The sequence below is a fragment of the Stenotrophomonas sp. 10L48 genome (assembly GCF_056395105.1).
Genome location: NZ_JBFTIX010000002.1, coordinates 92992 through 109788 on the forward strand (window position 1 = coordinate 92992; position 16797 = coordinate 109788).

Sequence of the window (16797 nt, forward strand, 5' to 3'; positions counted from 1 at the left end):
CTGGCTGACGTTGATTTGCTGAAAGGGCGCATCAGCTCTCTGCGGAACTGCGTTTGTCACGTATCGAATAGATCACCGAAAAGATCTTCCAGCCCCGCTCGGTGCGGACCAGCCCTTGTTGATCAGCGAGGTGCGGAAGGACTCGATCACCTGTTCGATCGCTTCCACATCGGCAGGCGTGCGTTGCTCTGCGTAGACCGGAAGGCTGGGCAACAGGCAAAGGGCGAGGGTGGTGAGGACCGTTCCTGGAGTGTGCATCTGTAGTGTCGGGTTGCAGGGGAGGGCGGGCATGCGCATCAGCGAGCGTACGTGCGCCAGAAGAGCACATGATCGCCGGTTCCGCTTGTTGCGACGAAGATCGACTTGCCGAATTCGGGCTCGCAACGAAAGAAGATATAGGAGCGCTTCAGAGCGGTCTCACTCGGCCACCAGCTTCGATTGAACAGCGCCGGCTGGGTAGCGCTGTGGTTGAGGGGCCGGCAACCGGGCGGCAACAGCAACTGCTTGCTGCGTGGTTTGCTGAAGGCAAGCGCGCTCACGTTTGAATCGAGGTCGTGCACCTCACGCAGGTCGGTCGCCTCCTCGGGCACCCACGCGGGAATCCAGCCCTTGGCAATCATCTCGGCGTCGACGGCTTCCTGCTTCGTGGCGTAGGAGCTGTCCATCACCAGATCCAGATCGCAGGAGATGAGTATCAAGCAGAGCGCGAAGAGGAGGAACAGCCTCATGCGGTCTGAAAATGGAGGTAATGTCGGCGTCATAGACGATCCTGCAGCGCATCCTTGCATCACTGGCTTGACGGTGCACGCTAGCACCAATGAAGACTGGAAGCAGTTTGGGGGAGTACTCTGATCACCAGGGAGGGGCGTTGCCGATATCGATAATCGTGACCGACATCCCACGGCTTGACTTGATTATGTAATGGGCTTGCGCGATAACTGCCCCGTGCGGCGTTGCCGCATTCCGGAACAGGGACGATCCGAAGCAGGGCGCGATAGGGCGGTGAACCGCCCGTGCGCCTTCGTCCCTCCCGGCGCGGTATTCGCCCAGGAAGGAGAACACGGATGTTCGAACGGACAATGAAGCTGGTGTGTGTGGCGCTGACGATGGCCGCGCTTGGCTGCGCGGCCCCCCTTGCCGCGCAGGCGCAGGAGAGCAAGACAACCTGGCGCATCTCCCAGCCAAGCGGGAATTCGACCCAGTACAAGACTCAGCAGGAGGCAGTGCAGGCGATCAAGAGCCTGCCCGCGCCGAGTCCGTTCCCGCCTGAGCTCCAGTTCGGTTGGCAGTCCGTCAATTCGATCAAGTCGAAGGTCGTGGACCTGGAGGGAAATACCTCAATCACGTACTGGATGGGCAAGTCCCAGCCCTCCGACCCTGATTGGTCGTATCTGAGTACCGCTATATTCCCGACAGAAGAGGCGATGGTTGCTTCCTATCTCGCCGATATCAAGGCGTTCAATCCTGTATGCCCGGGTGCAGCCGTTACGCCTACAAGCGAGTGGTATGCGCTCAGCCCGGACATGGAAGGAACCATCGAGACACGTGATTTTGAAGTGATATACATGACCGGCGACAACACAGCCGAGTCGCCGTGCACGCCCTACCCAAGCGATGCCCATATGACGCGGACCCGGCGTCTGAACTGCCCGGTCCCCCTCACCCAGTGGTCCAACAAGCACGAAGCCTGCGTCAGCGAAGAGTTCGTAGCAACCATCACCTCCAAGACGACGCAGTGCGACAAGGATGGCGGGAACGGCAATTGCCCGACCTCGGGTAACAGCGCCATGAGTGGCATGAGCCCGAACCCCTCCAGCACTCCGGCATCGCAGGAGCCTCCGTGCACTGGCACCGTAGGCAACCCCTGCGACGTGAAGACCGGTGAGAAGTACGAGATCGCGCAGGACTTCGATCTGGGCTGGGTTGCACTGACGCGCTACTACCATTCGGGAATATCCACCTCGTCCGGAGGCTTCGGCTACGGTTGGACACACTCGCTAGGTGCCCAGCTCGCACTGGATGGGGCGGGCGGCGCAGGCATCGTTGAAGCCACCGGTTTCCAGCGCGCCTTCAAGAAGATCGGCCAGGTCTACGAGGCCGCCGACAGCAGTGGCGATCGCCTGGTCCAGAATGGAAACTGGACGCTGTACGCGTCCGACGCCATTTCGACATTCGACGATGCGGGCCGGCTCGCCGTGAAGCGCTTTGTGGACGGCACGTCGCTCACCTTCATCTATGACGATAGCCAGCGCCTCGCTGCCGTCGTGCACAGCAGCGGCCGTACGCTTGAATTCGTCTATCAGTCCAACGACTACGAAGCATTGATCAGCTCCGTTCTGGTCGCGGGCGTACCGCAGGCGAGCTATACCTATACCGCGCACGGGCAGGTCGCTACCGTCACGTACGCGGGCGGCGGGGTGCGCACCTATCACTACGAGAATCTGGATTTCCCCCAGCACCTGACCGGCATTACCGCCGAGGATGGGCGCCGCTACAGCACCTTCACCTATGACACCATCGGTCGCGTCATTTCGAGCCAGCACGCGGGTGGCGCTGATGGCGTAACCCTTGCCTACAGCCCCAATGGCGGTGCGGTGGTCACTGATGCATTGGGCCATCAGACCGATTACACGCTGACAGCCGGTGGCGACAGCGCACCTCCCCGCAAGGTGTCGGGCACGACCGATGCCCAGGGTTCGGTCAGCCGCACCTACTATGACGGCGCGGTCGATTTCCGCCGGCGTCTGGATACCTATACGGACCGGCGCGGCGTCCAGACCAAGCACACATATAGCGAAGGCGTCGACGCGGTGACGGGCCGACCGGTCAACACCCATACCATCACCGATGCGGTGGGCCTGCCTGAACAGCGTGTTGTGCAGGCCGTGCGCGACAGTGTGACCAACGCGGTGCTGGCGACGACCATCGGTCAGCGTGAGACGCGTACCGCCTACAACCCGCGCCGACAACCGGTGAGCGTGACCCTGAAGGATCTGGCATCCGGGCAGACGCGTACGACCACATATACCTATTGCGAGGCTGCGGATGTGGCCGCGGCGGGCAGTTGCCCCGTGGAGGGGCTGCTGAAGAGCGTGGATGGCGCGCGCACCGACGTGGCCGACGTCAGCACCTATGCCTACTACGCCGCAGACGACGCAGGGTGCGCGACCAATGGGGCCTGCACCTATCGCAAGGGCGACCTGCGCAGCGTCACCAATGCACTTGGTCAGACGGTGGAGACGTTGGCCTACGACGCCTACGGGCGACCGTTGTCGGTGAAGGATGCCAATGGCGTGGTCACCGACTACGCCTACCATGCCCGGGGCTGGCCCACCTCGGTGACCGTACGCGGAGCCACTACCGCCGATGATCGATCCACCCACATCAGCTACTGGCCCACCGGCCAGGTGCAGCAGATCACCGAGCCCGATGGCAACAGCGTGACCTACGTGTATGACGCTGCACAACGACTGACCGACATCGAGGACAACGCCGGCAACACCGTCCACTACACGCTGGACAATGCCGGCAATCGCCTGAAGGAGGACACTCTGGATGCAGGCGGCACCCTGCGCCGCACCCTGGCACGCACCTTCAACACGATTGGCCAGCTTACGGCGCTGAAAGACGCCGGCAACCACGCCACTGGCTTCACCTACGATGCAAACGGCAACCCGCAGACGGTAACCGACGCCCTGCAGCGCGTCTCCAGCCAGCAGTACGATCCCCTGAACCGGCTGGCGCGGACCCTGCAGGACGTGGGAGGAGTTGCTGCGGAAATCCGCAGCCAGTACAACGCGCTGGACCAGGTCACCCAGGTGACTGACCCGAAGGGCCTGCACACTACCTATGCCTATAACGGTTTCGGTGATCTGACTGGACAGGTCAGTCCGGACAGTGGCGCCAGCAGCTTCACCGTTGATGTGGCTGGCAACCGCAAGACCGCCACCGATGCGCGGGGCCTCACCGCTACCTACAGCTACGACGCGCTCAACCGCCTGATCGGCATCGCCTATCCGGACCCCAATCTGGACGTGGGCTACAGCTATGACGTGGCACCGGCTGCCTGCGCCGCCGACGAGCGCTTTGCCAAGGGGCGCCTGGGGCAGGTGTTGCACGCGAATGGCAGCACCCAGTACTGCCATGACCGCTTCGGCCAGGTCACCCGCAAGGTGCAGACCGTCAACGGCGTCGTCAGCACGCTGCGTTATGCCTACAGCAAGTCCGGCCGCCTGACCGCGTTGACCTACCCGGACGGCAGCGTGGCCGACTACGTGCGAGATACCCAGGGGCGCGTCAGTGAGATCGGCCTGACCCGCCCTGGGCAGTCGCGGCAGATCGTGGTGAACAACGTGACCTACGCGGCCTTCGGCCCGGCGTCAGGGTGGACCTACGGCAACGGGCGTCAATTGCAGCGGCCACTGGACCTGGATTACCGCCAGCAGGCCGTGCATGACCCGGCAACAGGCGGGCTATCGCTGAGCTATGGCTATGATCCGGTCGGTTCGATCATCGAGCTGAAGAATGGAGCAGGGTCCGAAGTGCTGGCCAAGTACGCCTATGACGCGCTCGGCCGCCTGACCCAGACCCAGGACGGTACGACCGGCACGCCGATTGAAACCTACGGCTACGACGCAACCGGCAACCGCATCTCGCTGACCACTTCGGCAGGAACCGCCAATTACACCTATCCGGCCACCAGCCACCGGCTGACTGCGGTGGATGGCGAGGTGCGGAATCACGACGCATCGGGCAACACCACCAGCATTGGCAGCAAGGCTTTCACCTACAACGATGCCAACCGCATGAACGCAGTGAAGCAGGGCAACGCCACATTGGAGAGCTACGCCTACAACCATCGCGGTGAGCGCGTGCTGCGTACCCCGGCCGGTGGTGCGGCTCAGATTACCCTGTATGACGAGGCAGGGCAGTGGGTGGGCAACTACTCGGCCACGGGGCAGGCGCAGCAGCAGGCGATCTGGCTGGACAACTATCCGGTGGCGTTGATCAATGTGCCGAGCGCCGGCGTACCGGAGCTGGCCTACGTCCAGCCGGATCATCTGGGTACGCCGCGCGTGGTGATCGACCCGGTACGGAACGTCTCGATCTGGGAGTGGAGCAACAAGAGCGAAGTGTTCGGCAACCAGATTACGAGTGCCGACCCGGATGGCGACGGTGTGGCGTTCGAGCTGGCGCTGCGCTTCCCGGGCCAGCAGGCGACGGATGCGAGTGGGTTGTTCTACAACTACCAACGGGAGTACGACCCGGCAGTGGGGCGGTATTCGCAGAGTGATCCGATTGGGTTACGAGGCGGAATCAGCACCTACGGATACGCTGGCGGAAACTCACTTAGCTTGATAGACCCGTTGGGATTAAGGAACGTGCACAAGACAGCCGTCGCAATTGGGAATGCCATCAACGCTGGGCGCTTGCTTGCTTCAGGTACGCTGAGGATCGCTGGAGGACTTGGCATGGAGGGTGCAGTAGTGACCGCCGCACCGGGCTCCGCAAGTATTGGGTTGGGCGTCTGGAACATCACTAGTGGCCAGAAGGCGTGGGCTCGCGCCGAGCAGCAGTGGGCGGAGGCAGCCTGTGAAGACAGTAGCAATTATTCAAGGGGCGACGTCCTGAAGACATACTCGGGTTTGTTGCCTTGGGGAACTGAGTCAGATGACCCTGGTGAGCCTTTTTGGATTGATATTATGGAGAAGCACGTTAAGGAGGCTGTCCATAAGCCAAGTGAATTCTTGCAGGAAGTAGGAACCATAGGACTATGAAAACTGGATTGCTGCTCCGCTATGTTGCTTTGATGATCCTGATCCTCCTGGGCTGGTGGTTTTATAGGCACATAAGCCCCGCGCTGATGACGTTGATTGGGCTAATCATCATGGGCGGAAGCACCATTTGGGTCATTTTGGCTCTCACAAGAAAGCCAAGTGAAGTGGCCCGAACAACCAAATCTTGGTGGCGCTTGATCTGGGATGGCTTCTGGGGACTTTGAGCTATCAGGGCTGGTATCGGCGTAGGCGGCGGGTTCTCATTCGATCCTATGGGTGGAAGCCCCGATCAGAAAGCTGCCGACTCATGTGAGTCTGCCAACGGAGTAGGAGTCTACGCAGAGGCATCGGGAACTCTCGGTATCATCGGCGCAGGCGTTGGAGCCAATTACGGTGCGACGCAGTCGTTCGACTCGAAGGGCCGTGTTCAGCACTCTGAATATAAGTGCGTGTCCCCTGCGGAGTGTCAGCCGCTAGCAGTTCGACCCGCTGAACAGGCTGGCTCAGACCCTGCAGGACGTGGGCGGCGTGAAGGCGGAAATTCACAGCCAGTACGACCAGTACGGCGCATGGGACCAGATCATCTAGGTCACCGTCCCGAAGGGGTTGCGCGCCACCTGAACTTCCAGCGGTTTCGGTGATCTGACTGGCCGGGTCAGCCCGGGCAGTGGTGCGAACAGCTTTGCCGTCGACGCCGTCGGGAATAGCAAGATCGCCACCGACCCGCGCAGTGTTACTAATCGCTACGATGCGCTTACCCGCTTGGTCCGAATCGCCTAGCCATGCCCTAATCTTAGTGTGGGCTACAGCTATGACGCGAGGGTCGCCTCGGCCAAGTGTGTCACGCCAAAGGAAACCCCCAGCACTGCCACGACCGCATTGGAGCCGTTGATGTCGAAATCAAAGCGAGCTTGGCGCCCCCTCGTCTTCTTTCCGGGCTTGGTATTCTGCAGTCTGGCTGCCTTCATGGGCGTCTTGGTTCTGAAGTTTGGAATCAACAATAGCGGCACGCTGTGCGGTCGACTTTGTGGTTTTGGATTTGCGATTCAGCAGTACTTTGGCCAATTGGCCTATGAGAGGTCCGTCGCGGCGATGTGCTTCGTCGCGGCGGCAGTAGCGTTGGATATCGCGATCCGACAAGGGCTGCGCGAAAGTCCATCAGCCCAGTCAGGAAAGAAACGGCGTCAACGATGAAGGCTTTTCGGTTCCACGGACGCCGGCGTAGTGCTGCAAGCCATCGTGCATCAAGGAGTACGAGCAGCGCTGCTCAACGTGCGGCCGGCTCAGCTGTCGATCCCGGAAATGACCAAGCCCCCCAAGGCTGACAGGTTGGGCGTTCCCAGCTGCGGGGCGGCGTGCAGCGGTTCATGCCAGAAGCGGAAGGGAGCAGACCGGCGTTTGCCAAGGCGAGGCACATTAGCTTCCGCGTACCAAGGAAGGCCTGATGAAGGCCCAGCGAGCACGGGTTGCATGAGGGCGGAGAATTCCGAACGGAAGCGGTGATGACTTGGATGTTGGTTGTTTTCTATGCGGCGCTCTCGGTGCTCGCGTATGTCGCAATGGTCGGCAGAACTCCTACCAGACGGCTGTTCTCCGCGATTGGAATCGCTGTTGTTCAAATAGCTTCGCTTGTGTGGATTCAGATCACTGCAAGAGCGCTAGGCTCGCAGTCCAATCATGGTTCTTATTCTGTGGGAGTTGGTGAGCTCTACCTCGCCATACGCCCCATCCTCTTGTTCAACCTGGCGGTATGCATCGTCCTTGTTCTGATCTTTCTGGTTGCTCTATCCGGAAAGAGAGCAACAGGCGAGTGAGCGTGGGGCAATGCTGTTGTTGAGACGGAGTAACACGCGAGACAAAGGGGGGGGGGGGGCTGCAGTACCGGTGGGCTTTTTCCCGTTCGCTGGTGAACCTGGAGGCGCAAGGTGCATTCCAAGCGAGTCCCGTTCACCCCTCCACCTGCAACCGCCCCACAGCCTGCGCACTCAACGCCAGGCACGCCAGCATCAGCCCCTCCATCACCCGGTCGCCCACGTAGTCCTCGGGCTCGCCGTTCTGCCGGGTTCGCTCCGCCGCCAGCAGTACCTCCTGCACCACCCGCAAGCCGGCCAATGCGCAATCGGCATCGGCCAGCGCCATGCAGCGCCCGGGCAGCTGGTGTCGCTCTGGCCAGGGCTGCCCGTCGGCGGCGGCGCCTTTGCCGATGCGTCTCAGGTTGGCACTCAAGGTGTTCGCATCCGGGTGCACGGCCTCTGCCAGGTCATCGGCGTTGGCCGGGTCGCTGTAGGCGTGCAGATGGGGCAGGTCAGATCCGTTCATGGCATGGCTCCGTGCAAGGCAATCGGTAGCCGCCACACAGAGGTGGCGGACGGTACGTGGTTCGAATCCGGGTTGACCTCAAGCCGGCGGGCGCGAACGCCCCCACGCACCGCCCGCCATAGCCGGCAGACGGATTGCCAGCCGGCGCCACGGAATGTGGACGCCGACTGGCAAGCGCAATCACTCAAGGTCAACACGGGATTCGAAACCCGGCCACCCGTTTTCGGTGGCACGCCATCTGAGCCCGCGTCGCTGTGCAATGCCAATCAGAAGAGTTGCAAATAGCTCACGATTGGAGACGCTTTCGGCATTGAACCACGCTGTTAAGTACCGGCACTGCTGGCTGCCGCGATGACCCACCGCGACCAGGCAATCTGCGACAGGTGTCGTGGTTGGGTGAAGAAGCGGGACGTAGCGGCCGGTTCGAAAACGACAGGGTTGAAGGCTGTACCCTTCAGCGCCACCGCAGTCGAGCTCCGGGTTGACGCTTTCAGCGCCCCGGCGCACTCTGAGGGCTCGGGTCGACAACCTGTTCAGGCGCCCAGCGGCATGGTGGGCTCAGGAGTGAAACAGCCATGAGCCAACTCACCGACGGGTTCGGACGCCGCTTCCCGTATCTGCGCCTGTCATTGACCGAGGCCTGCAACTTCCGTTGCAGTTATTGCCTGCCCGATGGCTACCAGGCCGACGGCCGTCCGCGCTTCCTGGCGGTGGACGAGATCGCGCGCCTGGTGCGCGCCTTTGCCATGCTGGGGATGAGCAAGATCCGCCTTACCGGGGGTGAGCCCAGCCTGCGCAAGGACCTGGACGAGATCATCGCTGCGGTGGCGGCCGTGCCGGGCATCCGCAAGGTGGCCATCACCACCAATGGCACGCTGCTGCCGCGGCGCCTTCCCGGCTGGCACCGGGCCGGCCTGACCGCGCTGAACGTAAGCATGGACAGCCTGCAGCGCGAGCGCTTCAGGACCATCACCGGCCACGACCGCCTGCCGGAAATCCAGCAGGGGCTGGCGATGGCACAGGCATTGGGCCTGCCGGCCATCAAGCTCAACGCGGTGCTGCTGCGCGGCCTGAACGACGATGAGTTGCCGCAGTGGATGAACTTCCTGCGCGACCGTCCTTTCAGCGTGCGCTTCATCGAACTGATGCGTACCGGCGACAACGAAGCCTATTTCCAGCGCCACCATCTGCGCGCCGACGTGGTGATCGAGCAGCTGCTGGCCGCTGGCTGGCACGAGCGCCCGCGCGCGGACGATGCCGGCCCCGCGCGCGAGTTCAGCCACCCGCAGCATCGCGGCACGGTGGGCATCATCGCCCCGTACTCGCGTGACTTCTGCAAGGGCTGCAACCGCCTGCGGGTGACCGCCAAGGGCGATCTGCGGCTGTGCCTGTTCGGCGAATTCGGCGTGCCGCTGCGCCCGCTGCTGCAGAGCGACGACGACCAGGACGCGCTGCTGGCACGCATCACCACACAGCTTGGCCTGAAAGCGGCCGGGCACGGATTGCACCAGGGCCAGACCGGATTGATTCCGCACCTGGCTTCGATTGGAGGATGAGGAACACGATGCCGGGTGATCTGAAGGCGGCCTTCCACATGGCCGATGTGCGCGACAAACGTATTACCCGCCGCCGCGCGGTGGCGGTGGGCGAGCTGCATGCCGGGCCAGTGGCCTACCCGCTGATTGTCGAGCGCCGGTTGCCAAAGGGCGATGCGCTGGTGATGGCCGAGATTGCTGGGCTGCAGGGCGCCAAGATGGCCTCGATGCTGATGCCGCTGTGCCACCCGTTGCCGCTGGAACTGGTGCAGGTGTACTGCGCGCCGGTGCCGGAGCGGCAGGCGATACGCGTGTGGTGCGAGTGCGCCAGCGAGGCCCGCACCGGTGTGGAGATGGAGGCGCTTGCCGGCGTCAACGCGGCACTGCTGACCCTGTACGACCTGAGCAAGCCGGTGGAGCCGGCGCTGCGCATCGAGGGCATCCGCCTGTTGTTCAAGGAGGGCGGCAAGCGCGGCCTGTGGCTGCATCCCGACGGCATGGACGAGGGCGAGCGCGCGCGCTTCAGGCCGCGCCCGCCGAAGGGCCTGAACGGCGCGGCCTGCGCGGTGATCACCCTGAGCGATCGCGCCAGCGAGGGTAGCTATGCCGACGAGTCCGGCCCGAAGCTGGTGAGCGGGTTGCAGTCGCTCGGTGGCGAGGTGGTGGCTGCCGAGGTATTGCCCGATGGCATCGAGCCGCTGGCGGGCCGCCTGCGTGCGCTGGCGGGCGAGGGCGTGCGCTTGTGCCTGTGTACCGGCGGCACCGGGCTTGGCCCGCGCGACCTGACCCCGGAGGCGCTGCGTTCGTTGAATGCGCGACCGGTGCACGGCTTGGCGCAGATGGTGCGCGCGTTGAGTGCGCAGCACACGCCGATGGCCTGGCTGAGCCGGGCCGAGGTGGTGCAGCTGGATGACATGCTGGTGTTTGCGCTGCCGGGCAGCCCGCGTGCGGCCGCGCAGTGCCTGGACATCCTGGCGCCGGTGCTGGGCCACGCATTGGCGATGGTCGATGGCGGTGGCCACGCATGATTGCCTACAGCGAAGCGCTGCAGCACCTGATGGAAGCGGCTGCACCGCTGCCGGCCGAGCGGCTGGCATTGCATGAGGCTGCGGGTCGCATCCTGGCCACGGACATCATCAGCGGGCAGTCGTTGCCGCCGTTCGACAACTCGGCGATGGACGGCTTCGCGCTGCGCGCCAATGGCACGCCGTTCGAAAGCGATACCGAATTTGTGGTGCAGGGCTGGCAGGCGGCGGGCGACGCCGGTGCCGAGGGCGGCGACGGTGCATGGGAAATCATGACTGGCGCGCGCATGCCGGTTGGGCTGGATACGGTGGTGCCGATCGAGAACGTGGAGATCCTTGCCAGCGAGCAGGGTCGCCCGACCCGCATTGCGTTGAAGAGCGGGGTGAAACCTGGCCAGAACGTGCGCCTGCGCGGACAGGACGTGGAAGAAGGCGAGCGCGTGCTGCAGGCCGGGCAGGCCTTGGACATCAATGCACGCACCCTGCTGCACGCCATCGGTGTGGCCGAGGTGGCGGTGGTGGCACGGCCGAAGGTCGCTGTCATTGCCACTGGCAAGGAGCTGGTGACCGAAGCGGCGCAGGCGCTGGACTCCGGACAGATCCGTGACAGCAACCGGCCCTACCTGATCGCCCGCCTGCAGGCCGCCGGTGCCGAGGTGGTGTGGCAGGGCACGGTGGGCGATGACGTGGCTGCCTTCGATGCGGTGCTGGACGACGCGCTGGCTGCGGGTGCGAAGGTGCTGATCAGCACCGGCGCGGTGTCGGCCGGCCGCTACGACTTCATTCCCGATGCGTTGCGCGCCCGCGGCGCCCGCATCGTGTTCCACAAGGTGGCGATCCGCCCGGGCAAGCCACTGCTGTTTGCAGTGCTGCCCGATGGCGCGCTGTATTTCGGCCTGCCGGGCAACCCGGTGTCGGCGGCGGTGGGGCAGCGTTTCTTCGTTGAACCAGTGCTGCGCCGCCTGCTGGGCCTGGCCGCAGAGCCGCTGCTGCAGCTGCCGTTGCAGGCCGATGTGCGCAAACCGCCGGGCCTGCGCTTCCACGCGCGTGCGCGGGTGGACGTGGACGCGCAGGGGCGCTTGAGCGCGCGCGTGCTGTCTGGGCAGGAATCGTTCCGTTTGAAATCCATGCTGCAGGCCAACGCCTGGGTGGTGCTGGAGGGCGAGGGGGACCTCGTCGCGGCCGGCACACCGGTGCGTGTGCAGGGCTGGGGCCATCAGGACCCGCTGCAGCTGGCAACCCAGGAGTGACGATGAAACAGGTGAATCTGCAGTTGTTCGGTGCGTTTTCCGATCTGGATGACAGCCGCGAGATTGCGCTGGAGGTGGCCGGTGGCACGGTGGCCGATCTGCGCCAGGCGCTGCGTGAGCTGTTGCCGGTGCGCTTTCCCGGTTTCCGCGCCGGGTTGCTGGACTATTCTGCCTTTGCCGACCAGCAGCGCGTGCTGCGTGACCACGAGGCGCTGCCTGCCGATGGCAAGGTGGCGATCCTGCCGCCGGTGAGCGGGGGCTGAGCCATGAGCAGCAACGTGACGGCAAAGGTGGTGGACCGTGCGCAGCACGCCATCGACCCGGCCGAAGGCATCGCGGCGGTGTCCGACCCGGCATTCGGCGGCATAGATGTGTTCATCGGCAAGGTGCGCGACTTCAATGTGGGGCGGCCGGTGACCGGCATCACCTATGACCTGTTCGAACCGCTGGTGCTGAACGAGATCCAGCGCTTTGCGGCGGAGATCGAAGCGACGTTCGGGCCGAAGCTGAAGCTGTATGTGGCGCATGCCAAGGGCCGCTTGGGCATTGGCGATGTTGCGGTGGTGGTGGCTGCGGGCAGCCCGCACCGTGATGAGGCGTTCCGCGCGTGCCGGCAGTTGATCGAGGCGGTGAAACACCAGTGCCCGATCTGGAAGCAGGAACATTACGAGGACGGCGACAGCGAGTGGAGCGAAGGCTGCACGCTGTGCCACGCCGATGGTGAACCGGCGCATGATCACCACTGACGGCAGTAGATCCACGCCATGCGTGGATGGCGCCTTCCCCTCGCGCTTGGCAGAAGCAGCCACGCATGGCGTGGCTCTACTGAGGCGTACCTGCACGGTTGCTCCATGCGTGGATGGCGCCTTCCCCTCGCGCTTGGCAGAAGCAGCCACGCATGGCGTGGATCTATTGAGGCGTACCTGCACGGTTGCTCCATGCGTGGATGGGGCCTTCCCCTCGCGCCCGACAGGAGCGGCCACGTATGGCGTGGTCGGGTTTCCCGCGTGAAAACGCCCATTGCCGGCATCGTGCTGGCCGGCGGCCTGTCCAGCCGGATGGGCCGCGACAAGGCAATGCTGCCCTGGCAGGGGCGCACCCTGCTGGAGCACATGCGCGGCACCTTGCGGCTGGCCGGGGCAGACCGGGTCTGGGTGAGCGGACGCTATCCGGCGTTCGGCGGCGTGCCGGACCAGATCACGCGCTGCGGGCCACTGGGTGGCCTGTACAGCGTGGCGATGCAGATGCCCGATGGCCCTGCCTGGGTGGTGCCGGTGGATACACCCCGGTTGACCCCGGAGCTATTGCAGCAGCTGCGTGACCGGCACAGCGGCGCTTGCACGATCTTTGACGGGCATCCGCTTCCGATGCTGTTTAATGTAGCCAATGAAAGCCGCACGATCCTCGAAAACATGATCCACGATCCCCTCGGCCCGCGCTCCCTGCAGGCCCTGCAACACCGGCTGGACGCGCAGACCCTGCGCCTGGCCCATGCCGATGAAGGCGCCCTGGTCAACTGCAATACCCCCACCCAATGGGAGGACGTTGCCTCATGAAGGTGCAGTTGCAGGAACAGACAATGCGCTTGCGCCTGGACGAGGCCGAGCTGGCCACGCTGCTGGCCGGTGAAACGGTGGAGAACCTGACCCGGTTCGGTGGCAGCGGCGGTTGGGGCACGGCCGTTTCGTTGCACGGCGGCGAAAGCGCGGTGCTGCTCGACAGCGGCACCGATTGCCGCCTGGTATTGCCCCGGTCTTCCGTGGAGGACCTGGCTGGGCGCCTGCCATGCCGCGATGGACTGGCCTTTGCGCTGTATCTGGACGACGGCACCACGCTGCAACTGCAGTTCGATGTGGATGTGCGCGACAGCGTGCGCCAGCGCGGCGCAGGCCGGCGCGGCACGTCACCAGCGGCGTGACCCGTGCAGTGCACGGAAGGCGATGGGGCCGTGCCGTATGATGGATGCTTCCGTTCGAGCGTTGCCGTAATGTCTTCGATTCCGTCCCCTCAGCCGCGCCCCGGCCGGGCCACGCCGAATCCTGCCGCCGCCGATGATGGCGACGCGCTGCATTTCTGCAGCACTTGTGCCTTCTCCGATGCTTGCATGTCGCAGGGCTATGACAAGACGGCGCTGGGCGAACTGCATGTGCTGGTAGACCACGTGGGGCCGTTCCATGCGGGGGAATACATCTTCCGTGCGGGTGAGGCCTTCGATTCCATCGCCGCTGTGCGCGCAGGCATGGTCAAGACCTTCGTCGACGACAGCCAGGGCAACGAGCAGGTGCTGGGTTTTGCTCTGCCGGGCGAGGTGATCGGGCTCAACGCGATTCACGGTTCGCGCTTCCCCTGCAATGCGGTGGCACTGGATACGGTGCACCTGTGCCGCATTTCGTTCCCCAAGCTGAGCCTGCTGGCCACCCGCATGCCGGGGTTGCAGGCCAAGCTGTTCAGCCTGCTCAGCGCGGAGATCGGCAAGGTCGCCACGCTGGCGGCCAACCACCGCACCGAGGAGCGGATGGCGGCGTTCCTGCTGGATATGTCGGCGCGTTATGCGCGGCGTGGTTTTTCCGCGACCCGCTTCAACCTGACCATGGCCCGCACCGAGATCGCCAATTATCTGCGGATGGCGCCGGAGACGGTCAGCCGGGTGCTGCGGCGGCTGAGCGATGAGGGTGTCATCGCAGTCAACCAACGTGAGATGCTGCTGCTGCAACCCGAGCGGCTGGCGGCGCTGGCCGTGGCCAGGGATTCCGAAACGGATTGAACACGGACAAGGAGCCGATATGAAGACGCTGGGCGTGTTGTTGCTGGGGATGGTGGCTGCGCTGCCGGCGTGGTCGGCCGAACTTACAGTGTCGGCGGCATCCAGCCTTACCGAAAGCTTCCGCGAGCTGGGCGCAGCCTATGAGAAGGCGAACCCGGGCAGCAGGGTCGACTTCAACTTTGCCGCTTCCGGCGTACTGCTGCAGCAGATCGCGCGCGGCGCGCCGGTGGATGTGTTCGCTTCGGCCGATGAAGCAACGATGGACCAGGCTGCGCAGCAGAAGCTGCTGGCGGCCGGTACGCGTGAGGTTTTTGCGGTGAACGCGTTGTGGGTGGTCGTGCCACCGCAGGCGAAGGCGCCGCCGCGCGCACTGGCCGATCTGGCGGGTGCCGGCGTGCAGCGCATCGCAGTGGGCAACCCGGACAGCGTGCCGGTGGGCCGCTACGCGCAGGGCGCGCTGCAGGCTGCCAAGCTGTGGCCGGCCGTGCAGGGCAAGGTGATCAGTACGCAGAATGTGCGGCAGTCGCTGGATTACGTGGCGCGGGGCGAGGTGGATGCGGGGTTTGTCTACGCCACCGACGCGCAGGCAATGCCTGATCGCGTGCGGCGCGCGTTCCAGGTTCCGGTTGCCGGACGCATCGCCTATCCGCTGGCGGTTGTGCAGGCCAGCACGCAGCCGGTGGAAGCCAGGCGCTTCGCGGCGTTCGTGCGCTCGGCGCAGGGCCAGGCGATCCTGCACAAGCACGGGTTCGGCAAGCCCTGACGGATGGACCTGGACTGGAGCGCACTGGGATTGTCGTTGAAGGTGGCCGGCTGGGCCACGGCGATCAATCTTGTTGCCGGCGTGGCGCTTGGCGCGCTGCTGGCGCGGCGGCGCTTTCCCGGTCGGGAACTGCTGGATTCGATACTGACCCTGCCGATGGTGCTGCCGCCGACGGTGCTGGGCTATTACCTGCTGGTGCTGATCGGGCGCAATGGCCCGATCGGCGCCTGGTTGCAGTCGTGGTTCGGCATCAACCTGGTGTTTACCTGGCAGGCGGCGGTGATCGCTGCTGCGGTGGCGTCGTTTCCGCTGGTGTTCAAACCGGCACGCGCTGCATTCGAGGAAGTGGACGGCCAGTTGGAGCAGGCCGCGCGCACGCTGGGCGTGTCCGAAGCGGCGGTGTTCTTCCGCATCACCCTGCCGCTGGCATGGCGCGGGATCCTGGCGGGCCTGCTGCTGGCGTTCGCACGGGCGATGGGTGAGTTCGGCGCCACGCTGATGGTGGCCGGCAGCATTCCGGGCCGCACGCAGACCTTGTCGATCGCCATCTATGAAGCGGTGCAGGCGGGGCAGGATGGCAAGGCCAATGCGCTGGTGATCCTGACGTCGGTGGTGTGCATCGTGATCCTGCTGCTGGCCGCGCGGCTGGTGGGTGGGCGCCGTCGGGAGCTGCGCGATGTGGCTTGACCTGCAGGTGCAGCGGCGATTGCAGGCGTCCGGCCAGACGTTCGAGCTGGACGTAGCACTGCAGTGCACGCAGCGGCAGGTGGTGCTGTTCGGGCCTTCCGGTGCCGGCAAGAGCCTGACGCTGAAAGCGGTGGCCGGCCTGCTGCGCCCGGAGCATGGTCATGTGCGCCTGCACGGGCAGACACTGTTCGATGCGGGAGCAGGGGTCGATCTGCCACCGCAGCGTCGTCGCCTGGGATATGTGTTCCAGGACTACGCGCTGTTTCCGCACCTGAGCGTGCGCCAGAACGTGGCGTTCGGGCTGCAGCGGGGCTGGTTGAATCCACCGCGCGGCACCCGTATCGAGGCAGTGGAGCAGTGGCTGCAGGCATTCCGGATCGAGCATGTGGCGGATCTGCTGCCGTCACAGGTATCCGGCGGACAGCGCCAGCGCACGGCGTTGGCGCGTGCACTGGTGACCCGGCCACAGGCGTTGCTGCTGGACGAACCGTTCGCAGCGCTCGACCACGACCTGCGCCAGCACCTGCGCCAGGAGCTGGAAACCGTGCTGGATGAAACCGGTATTCCGCTGCTGCTGATCAGCCACGATCCGCAGGATGTGGCGGTGTTCGGCCAGCAGGTGGCGCGCGTGGTGGACGGGCGCATCGTCGGCGGATGACGCGCGGCGGTCGTGCCGG

General features: G+C 64.6%; 17 protein-coding genes and 2 pseudogenes. 16 read left to right on the forward strand and 3 right to left on the reverse strand.

What is annotated here, in order from left to right; all coding sequences use genetic code 11:
• Window positions 1-114: 114 nt before the first annotated feature.
• Both AC1DCU_RS03795 and AC1DCU_RS03800 read right to left on the reverse strand, forming a co-directional pair.
• A pseudogene (locus AC1DCU_RS03795) lies at window positions 115-258 on the reverse strand (nuclear transport factor 2 family protein); the annotation flags it as partial.
• 38 nt (window positions 259-296) lie between these two features.
• Window positions 297-728, reverse strand: a complete 432-nt coding sequence (locus AC1DCU_RS03800; RefSeq protein WP_442251374.1) for a YbbD-related protein — start codon at window positions 726-728, stop codon at window positions 297-299.
• Between the two features lie 336 nt (window positions 729-1064).
• Here AC1DCU_RS03800 and AC1DCU_RS03805 point away from each other — a divergent pair, with 336 nt between their 5' ends.
• From AC1DCU_RS03805 to AC1DCU_RS03825, 5 genes and pseudogenes are all read left to right on the forward strand, one after another.
• Entirely contained in the window at window positions 1065-5777 is a 4713-nt protein-coding gene (locus tag AC1DCU_RS03805) for an RHS repeat-associated core domain-containing protein (protein WP_032974532.1), read from the forward strand.
• Window positions 5774-6001 (forward strand): hypothetical protein, encoded by a 228-nt coding sequence (locus AC1DCU_RS03810; protein ID WP_032974533.1) that lies wholly within the window; start codon window positions 5774-5776, stop codon window positions 5999-6001. The genes AC1DCU_RS03805 and AC1DCU_RS03810 overlap by 4 nt, the downstream gene beginning before the upstream one ends.
• 253 nt (window positions 6002-6254) lie before the next feature.
• A pseudogene (locus AC1DCU_RS03815) lies at window positions 6255-6682 on the forward strand (RHS repeat protein); the annotation flags it as partial.
• Complete coding sequence (locus AC1DCU_RS03820) at window positions 6669-6971, forward strand: hypothetical protein (protein WP_152543251.1); 303 nt, start codon at window positions 6669-6671, stop codon at window positions 6969-6971. The pseudogene AC1DCU_RS03815 and the gene AC1DCU_RS03820, both read left to right, overlap by 14 nt.
• Before the next feature lie 308 nt (window positions 6972-7279).
• A complete protein-coding gene (locus AC1DCU_RS03825; protein ID WP_032974534.1) occupies window positions 7280-7591 on the forward strand; it encodes a hypothetical protein in 312 nt (103 codons plus the stop codon).
• Between the two features lie 133 nt (window positions 7592-7724).
• Here the strand turns inward: AC1DCU_RS03825 and AC1DCU_RS03830 are convergent, their stop codons facing one another.
• Complete coding sequence (locus tag AC1DCU_RS03830) at window positions 7725-8096, reverse strand: hypothetical protein (protein WP_032974535.1); 372 nt, start codon at window positions 8094-8096, stop codon at window positions 7725-7727.
• Between the two features lie 575 nt (window positions 8097-8671).
• Here AC1DCU_RS03830 and moaA point away from each other — a divergent pair.
• From moaA to AC1DCU_RS03885, 11 genes are all read left to right on the forward strand, one after another.
• Window positions 8672-9652, forward strand: a complete 981-nt coding sequence (gene moaA, locus AC1DCU_RS03835; protein WP_032974537.1) for a GTP 3',8-cyclase MoaA — start codon at window positions 8672-8674, stop codon at window positions 9650-9652.
• A gap of 8 nt (window positions 9653-9660) precedes the next feature.
• Window positions 9661-10659, forward strand: coding sequence for a bifunctional molybdenum cofactor biosynthesis protein MoaC/MoaB (gene moaCB / locus AC1DCU_RS03840; RefSeq protein ID WP_032974538.1), 999 nt, complete (start codon window positions 9661-9663; stop codon window positions 10657-10659).
• Window positions 10656-11906, forward strand: coding sequence for a molybdopterin molybdotransferase MoeA (locus AC1DCU_RS03845; protein ID WP_032974539.1), 1251 nt, complete (start codon window positions 10656-10658; stop codon window positions 11904-11906). The genes moaCB and AC1DCU_RS03845 overlap by 4 nt, the downstream gene beginning before the upstream one ends.
• Before the next feature lie 2 nt (window positions 11907-11908).
• Window positions 11909-12169: a MoaD/ThiS family protein gene (locus tag AC1DCU_RS03850; RefSeq protein ID WP_025874341.1), complete on the forward strand. Its 261-nt coding sequence runs from the start codon at window positions 11909-11911 to the stop codon at window positions 12167-12169.
• A gap of 3 nt (window positions 12170-12172) precedes the next feature.
• Window positions 12173-12652, forward strand: coding sequence for a molybdenum cofactor biosynthesis protein MoaE (locus AC1DCU_RS03855; RefSeq protein ID WP_032974540.1), 480 nt, complete (start codon window positions 12173-12175; stop codon window positions 12650-12652).
• A 261-nt stretch (window positions 12653-12913) separates the two neighbouring features.
• Window positions 12914-13462 carry a molybdenum cofactor guanylyltransferase gene (gene mobA / locus AC1DCU_RS03860; RefSeq protein ID WP_032974541.1) on the forward strand — a complete coding sequence of 183 codons (549 nt, stop codon included), beginning with the start codon at window positions 12914-12916 and terminating at the stop codon, window positions 13460-13462.
• Window positions 13459-13824 (forward strand): hypothetical protein, encoded by a 366-nt coding sequence (locus tag AC1DCU_RS03865; RefSeq protein WP_032974542.1) that lies wholly within the window; start codon window positions 13459-13461, stop codon window positions 13822-13824. Before mobA ends, AC1DCU_RS03865 begins: the two co-directional genes overlap by 4 nt.
• A 69-nt stretch (window positions 13825-13893) precedes the next feature.
• The gene (locus AC1DCU_RS03870) at window positions 13894-14670 is read left to right on the forward strand and encodes a helix-turn-helix domain-containing protein (RefSeq protein WP_032974543.1); all 777 of its coding nucleotides are present in this window, start codon (window positions 13894-13896) and stop codon (window positions 14668-14670) included.
• A 19-nt stretch (window positions 14671-14689) separates the two neighbouring features.
• Window positions 14690-15433, forward strand: coding sequence for a molybdate ABC transporter substrate-binding protein (modA, locus tag AC1DCU_RS03875; protein ID WP_032974545.1), 744 nt, complete (start codon window positions 14690-14692; stop codon window positions 15431-15433).
• 3 nt (window positions 15434-15436) lie between these two features.
• Window positions 15437-16120 (forward strand): molybdate ABC transporter permease subunit, encoded by a 684-nt coding sequence (gene modB, locus AC1DCU_RS03880; protein WP_025874355.1) that lies wholly within the window; start codon window positions 15437-15439, stop codon window positions 16118-16120.
• Entirely contained in the window at window positions 16110-16778 is a 669-nt protein-coding gene (locus AC1DCU_RS03885; protein ID WP_032974546.1) for a sulfate/molybdate ABC transporter ATP-binding protein, read from the forward strand. Before modB ends, AC1DCU_RS03885 begins: the two co-directional genes overlap by 11 nt.
• Window positions 16779-16797 lie beyond the last annotated feature (19 nt).

Coding starts and splice junctions, on each gene's coding strand:
- AC1DCU_RS03800 (WP_442251374.1), bottom strand. CDS start 728: ATGAGGCTGTTCCTCCTCTTCGCGCTCTGCTTGATACTCATCTCCTGC.
- AC1DCU_RS03805 (WP_032974532.1), top strand. CDS start 1,065: ATGTTCGAACGGACAATGAAGCTGGTGTGTGTGGCGCTGACGATGGCC.
- AC1DCU_RS03810 (WP_032974533.1), top strand. CDS start 5,774: ATGAAAACTGGATTGCTGCTCCGCTATGTTGCTTTGATGATCCTGATC.
- AC1DCU_RS03820 (WP_152543251.1), top strand. CDS start 6,669: ATGTCGAAATCAAAGCGAGCTTGGCGCCCCCTCGTCTTCTTTCCGGGC.
- AC1DCU_RS03825 (WP_032974534.1), top strand. CDS start 7,280: ATGACTTGGATGTTGGTTGTTTTCTATGCGGCGCTCTCGGTGCTCGCG.
- AC1DCU_RS03830 (WP_032974535.1), bottom strand. CDS start 8,096: ATGAACGGATCTGACCTGCCCCATCTGCACGCCTACAGCGACCCGGCC.
- moaA (WP_032974537.1), top strand. CDS start 8,672: ATGAGCCAACTCACCGACGGGTTCGGACGCCGCTTCCCGTATCTGCGC.
- moaCB (WP_032974538.1), top strand. CDS start 9,661: ATGCCGGGTGATCTGAAGGCGGCCTTCCACATGGCCGATGTGCGCGAC.
- AC1DCU_RS03845 (WP_032974539.1), top strand. CDS start 10,656: ATGATTGCCTACAGCGAAGCGCTGCAGCACCTGATGGAAGCGGCTGCA.
- AC1DCU_RS03850 (WP_025874341.1), top strand. CDS start 11,909: ATGAAACAGGTGAATCTGCAGTTGTTCGGTGCGTTTTCCGATCTGGAT.
- AC1DCU_RS03855 (WP_032974540.1), top strand. CDS start 12,173: ATGAGCAGCAACGTGACGGCAAAGGTGGTGGACCGTGCGCAGCACGCC.
- AC1DCU_RS03865 (WP_032974542.1), top strand. CDS start 13,459: ATGAAGGTGCAGTTGCAGGAACAGACAATGCGCTTGCGCCTGGACGAG.
- AC1DCU_RS03870 (WP_032974543.1), top strand. CDS start 13,894: ATGTCTTCGATTCCGTCCCCTCAGCCGCGCCCCGGCCGGGCCACGCCG.
- modA (WP_032974545.1), top strand. CDS start 14,690: ATGAAGACGCTGGGCGTGTTGTTGCTGGGGATGGTGGCTGCGCTGCCG.
- modB (WP_025874355.1), top strand. CDS start 15,437: ATGGACCTGGACTGGAGCGCACTGGGATTGTCGTTGAAGGTGGCCGGC.
- AC1DCU_RS03885 (WP_032974546.1), top strand. CDS start 16,110: ATGTGGCTTGACCTGCAGGTGCAGCGGCGATTGCAGGCGTCCGGCCAG.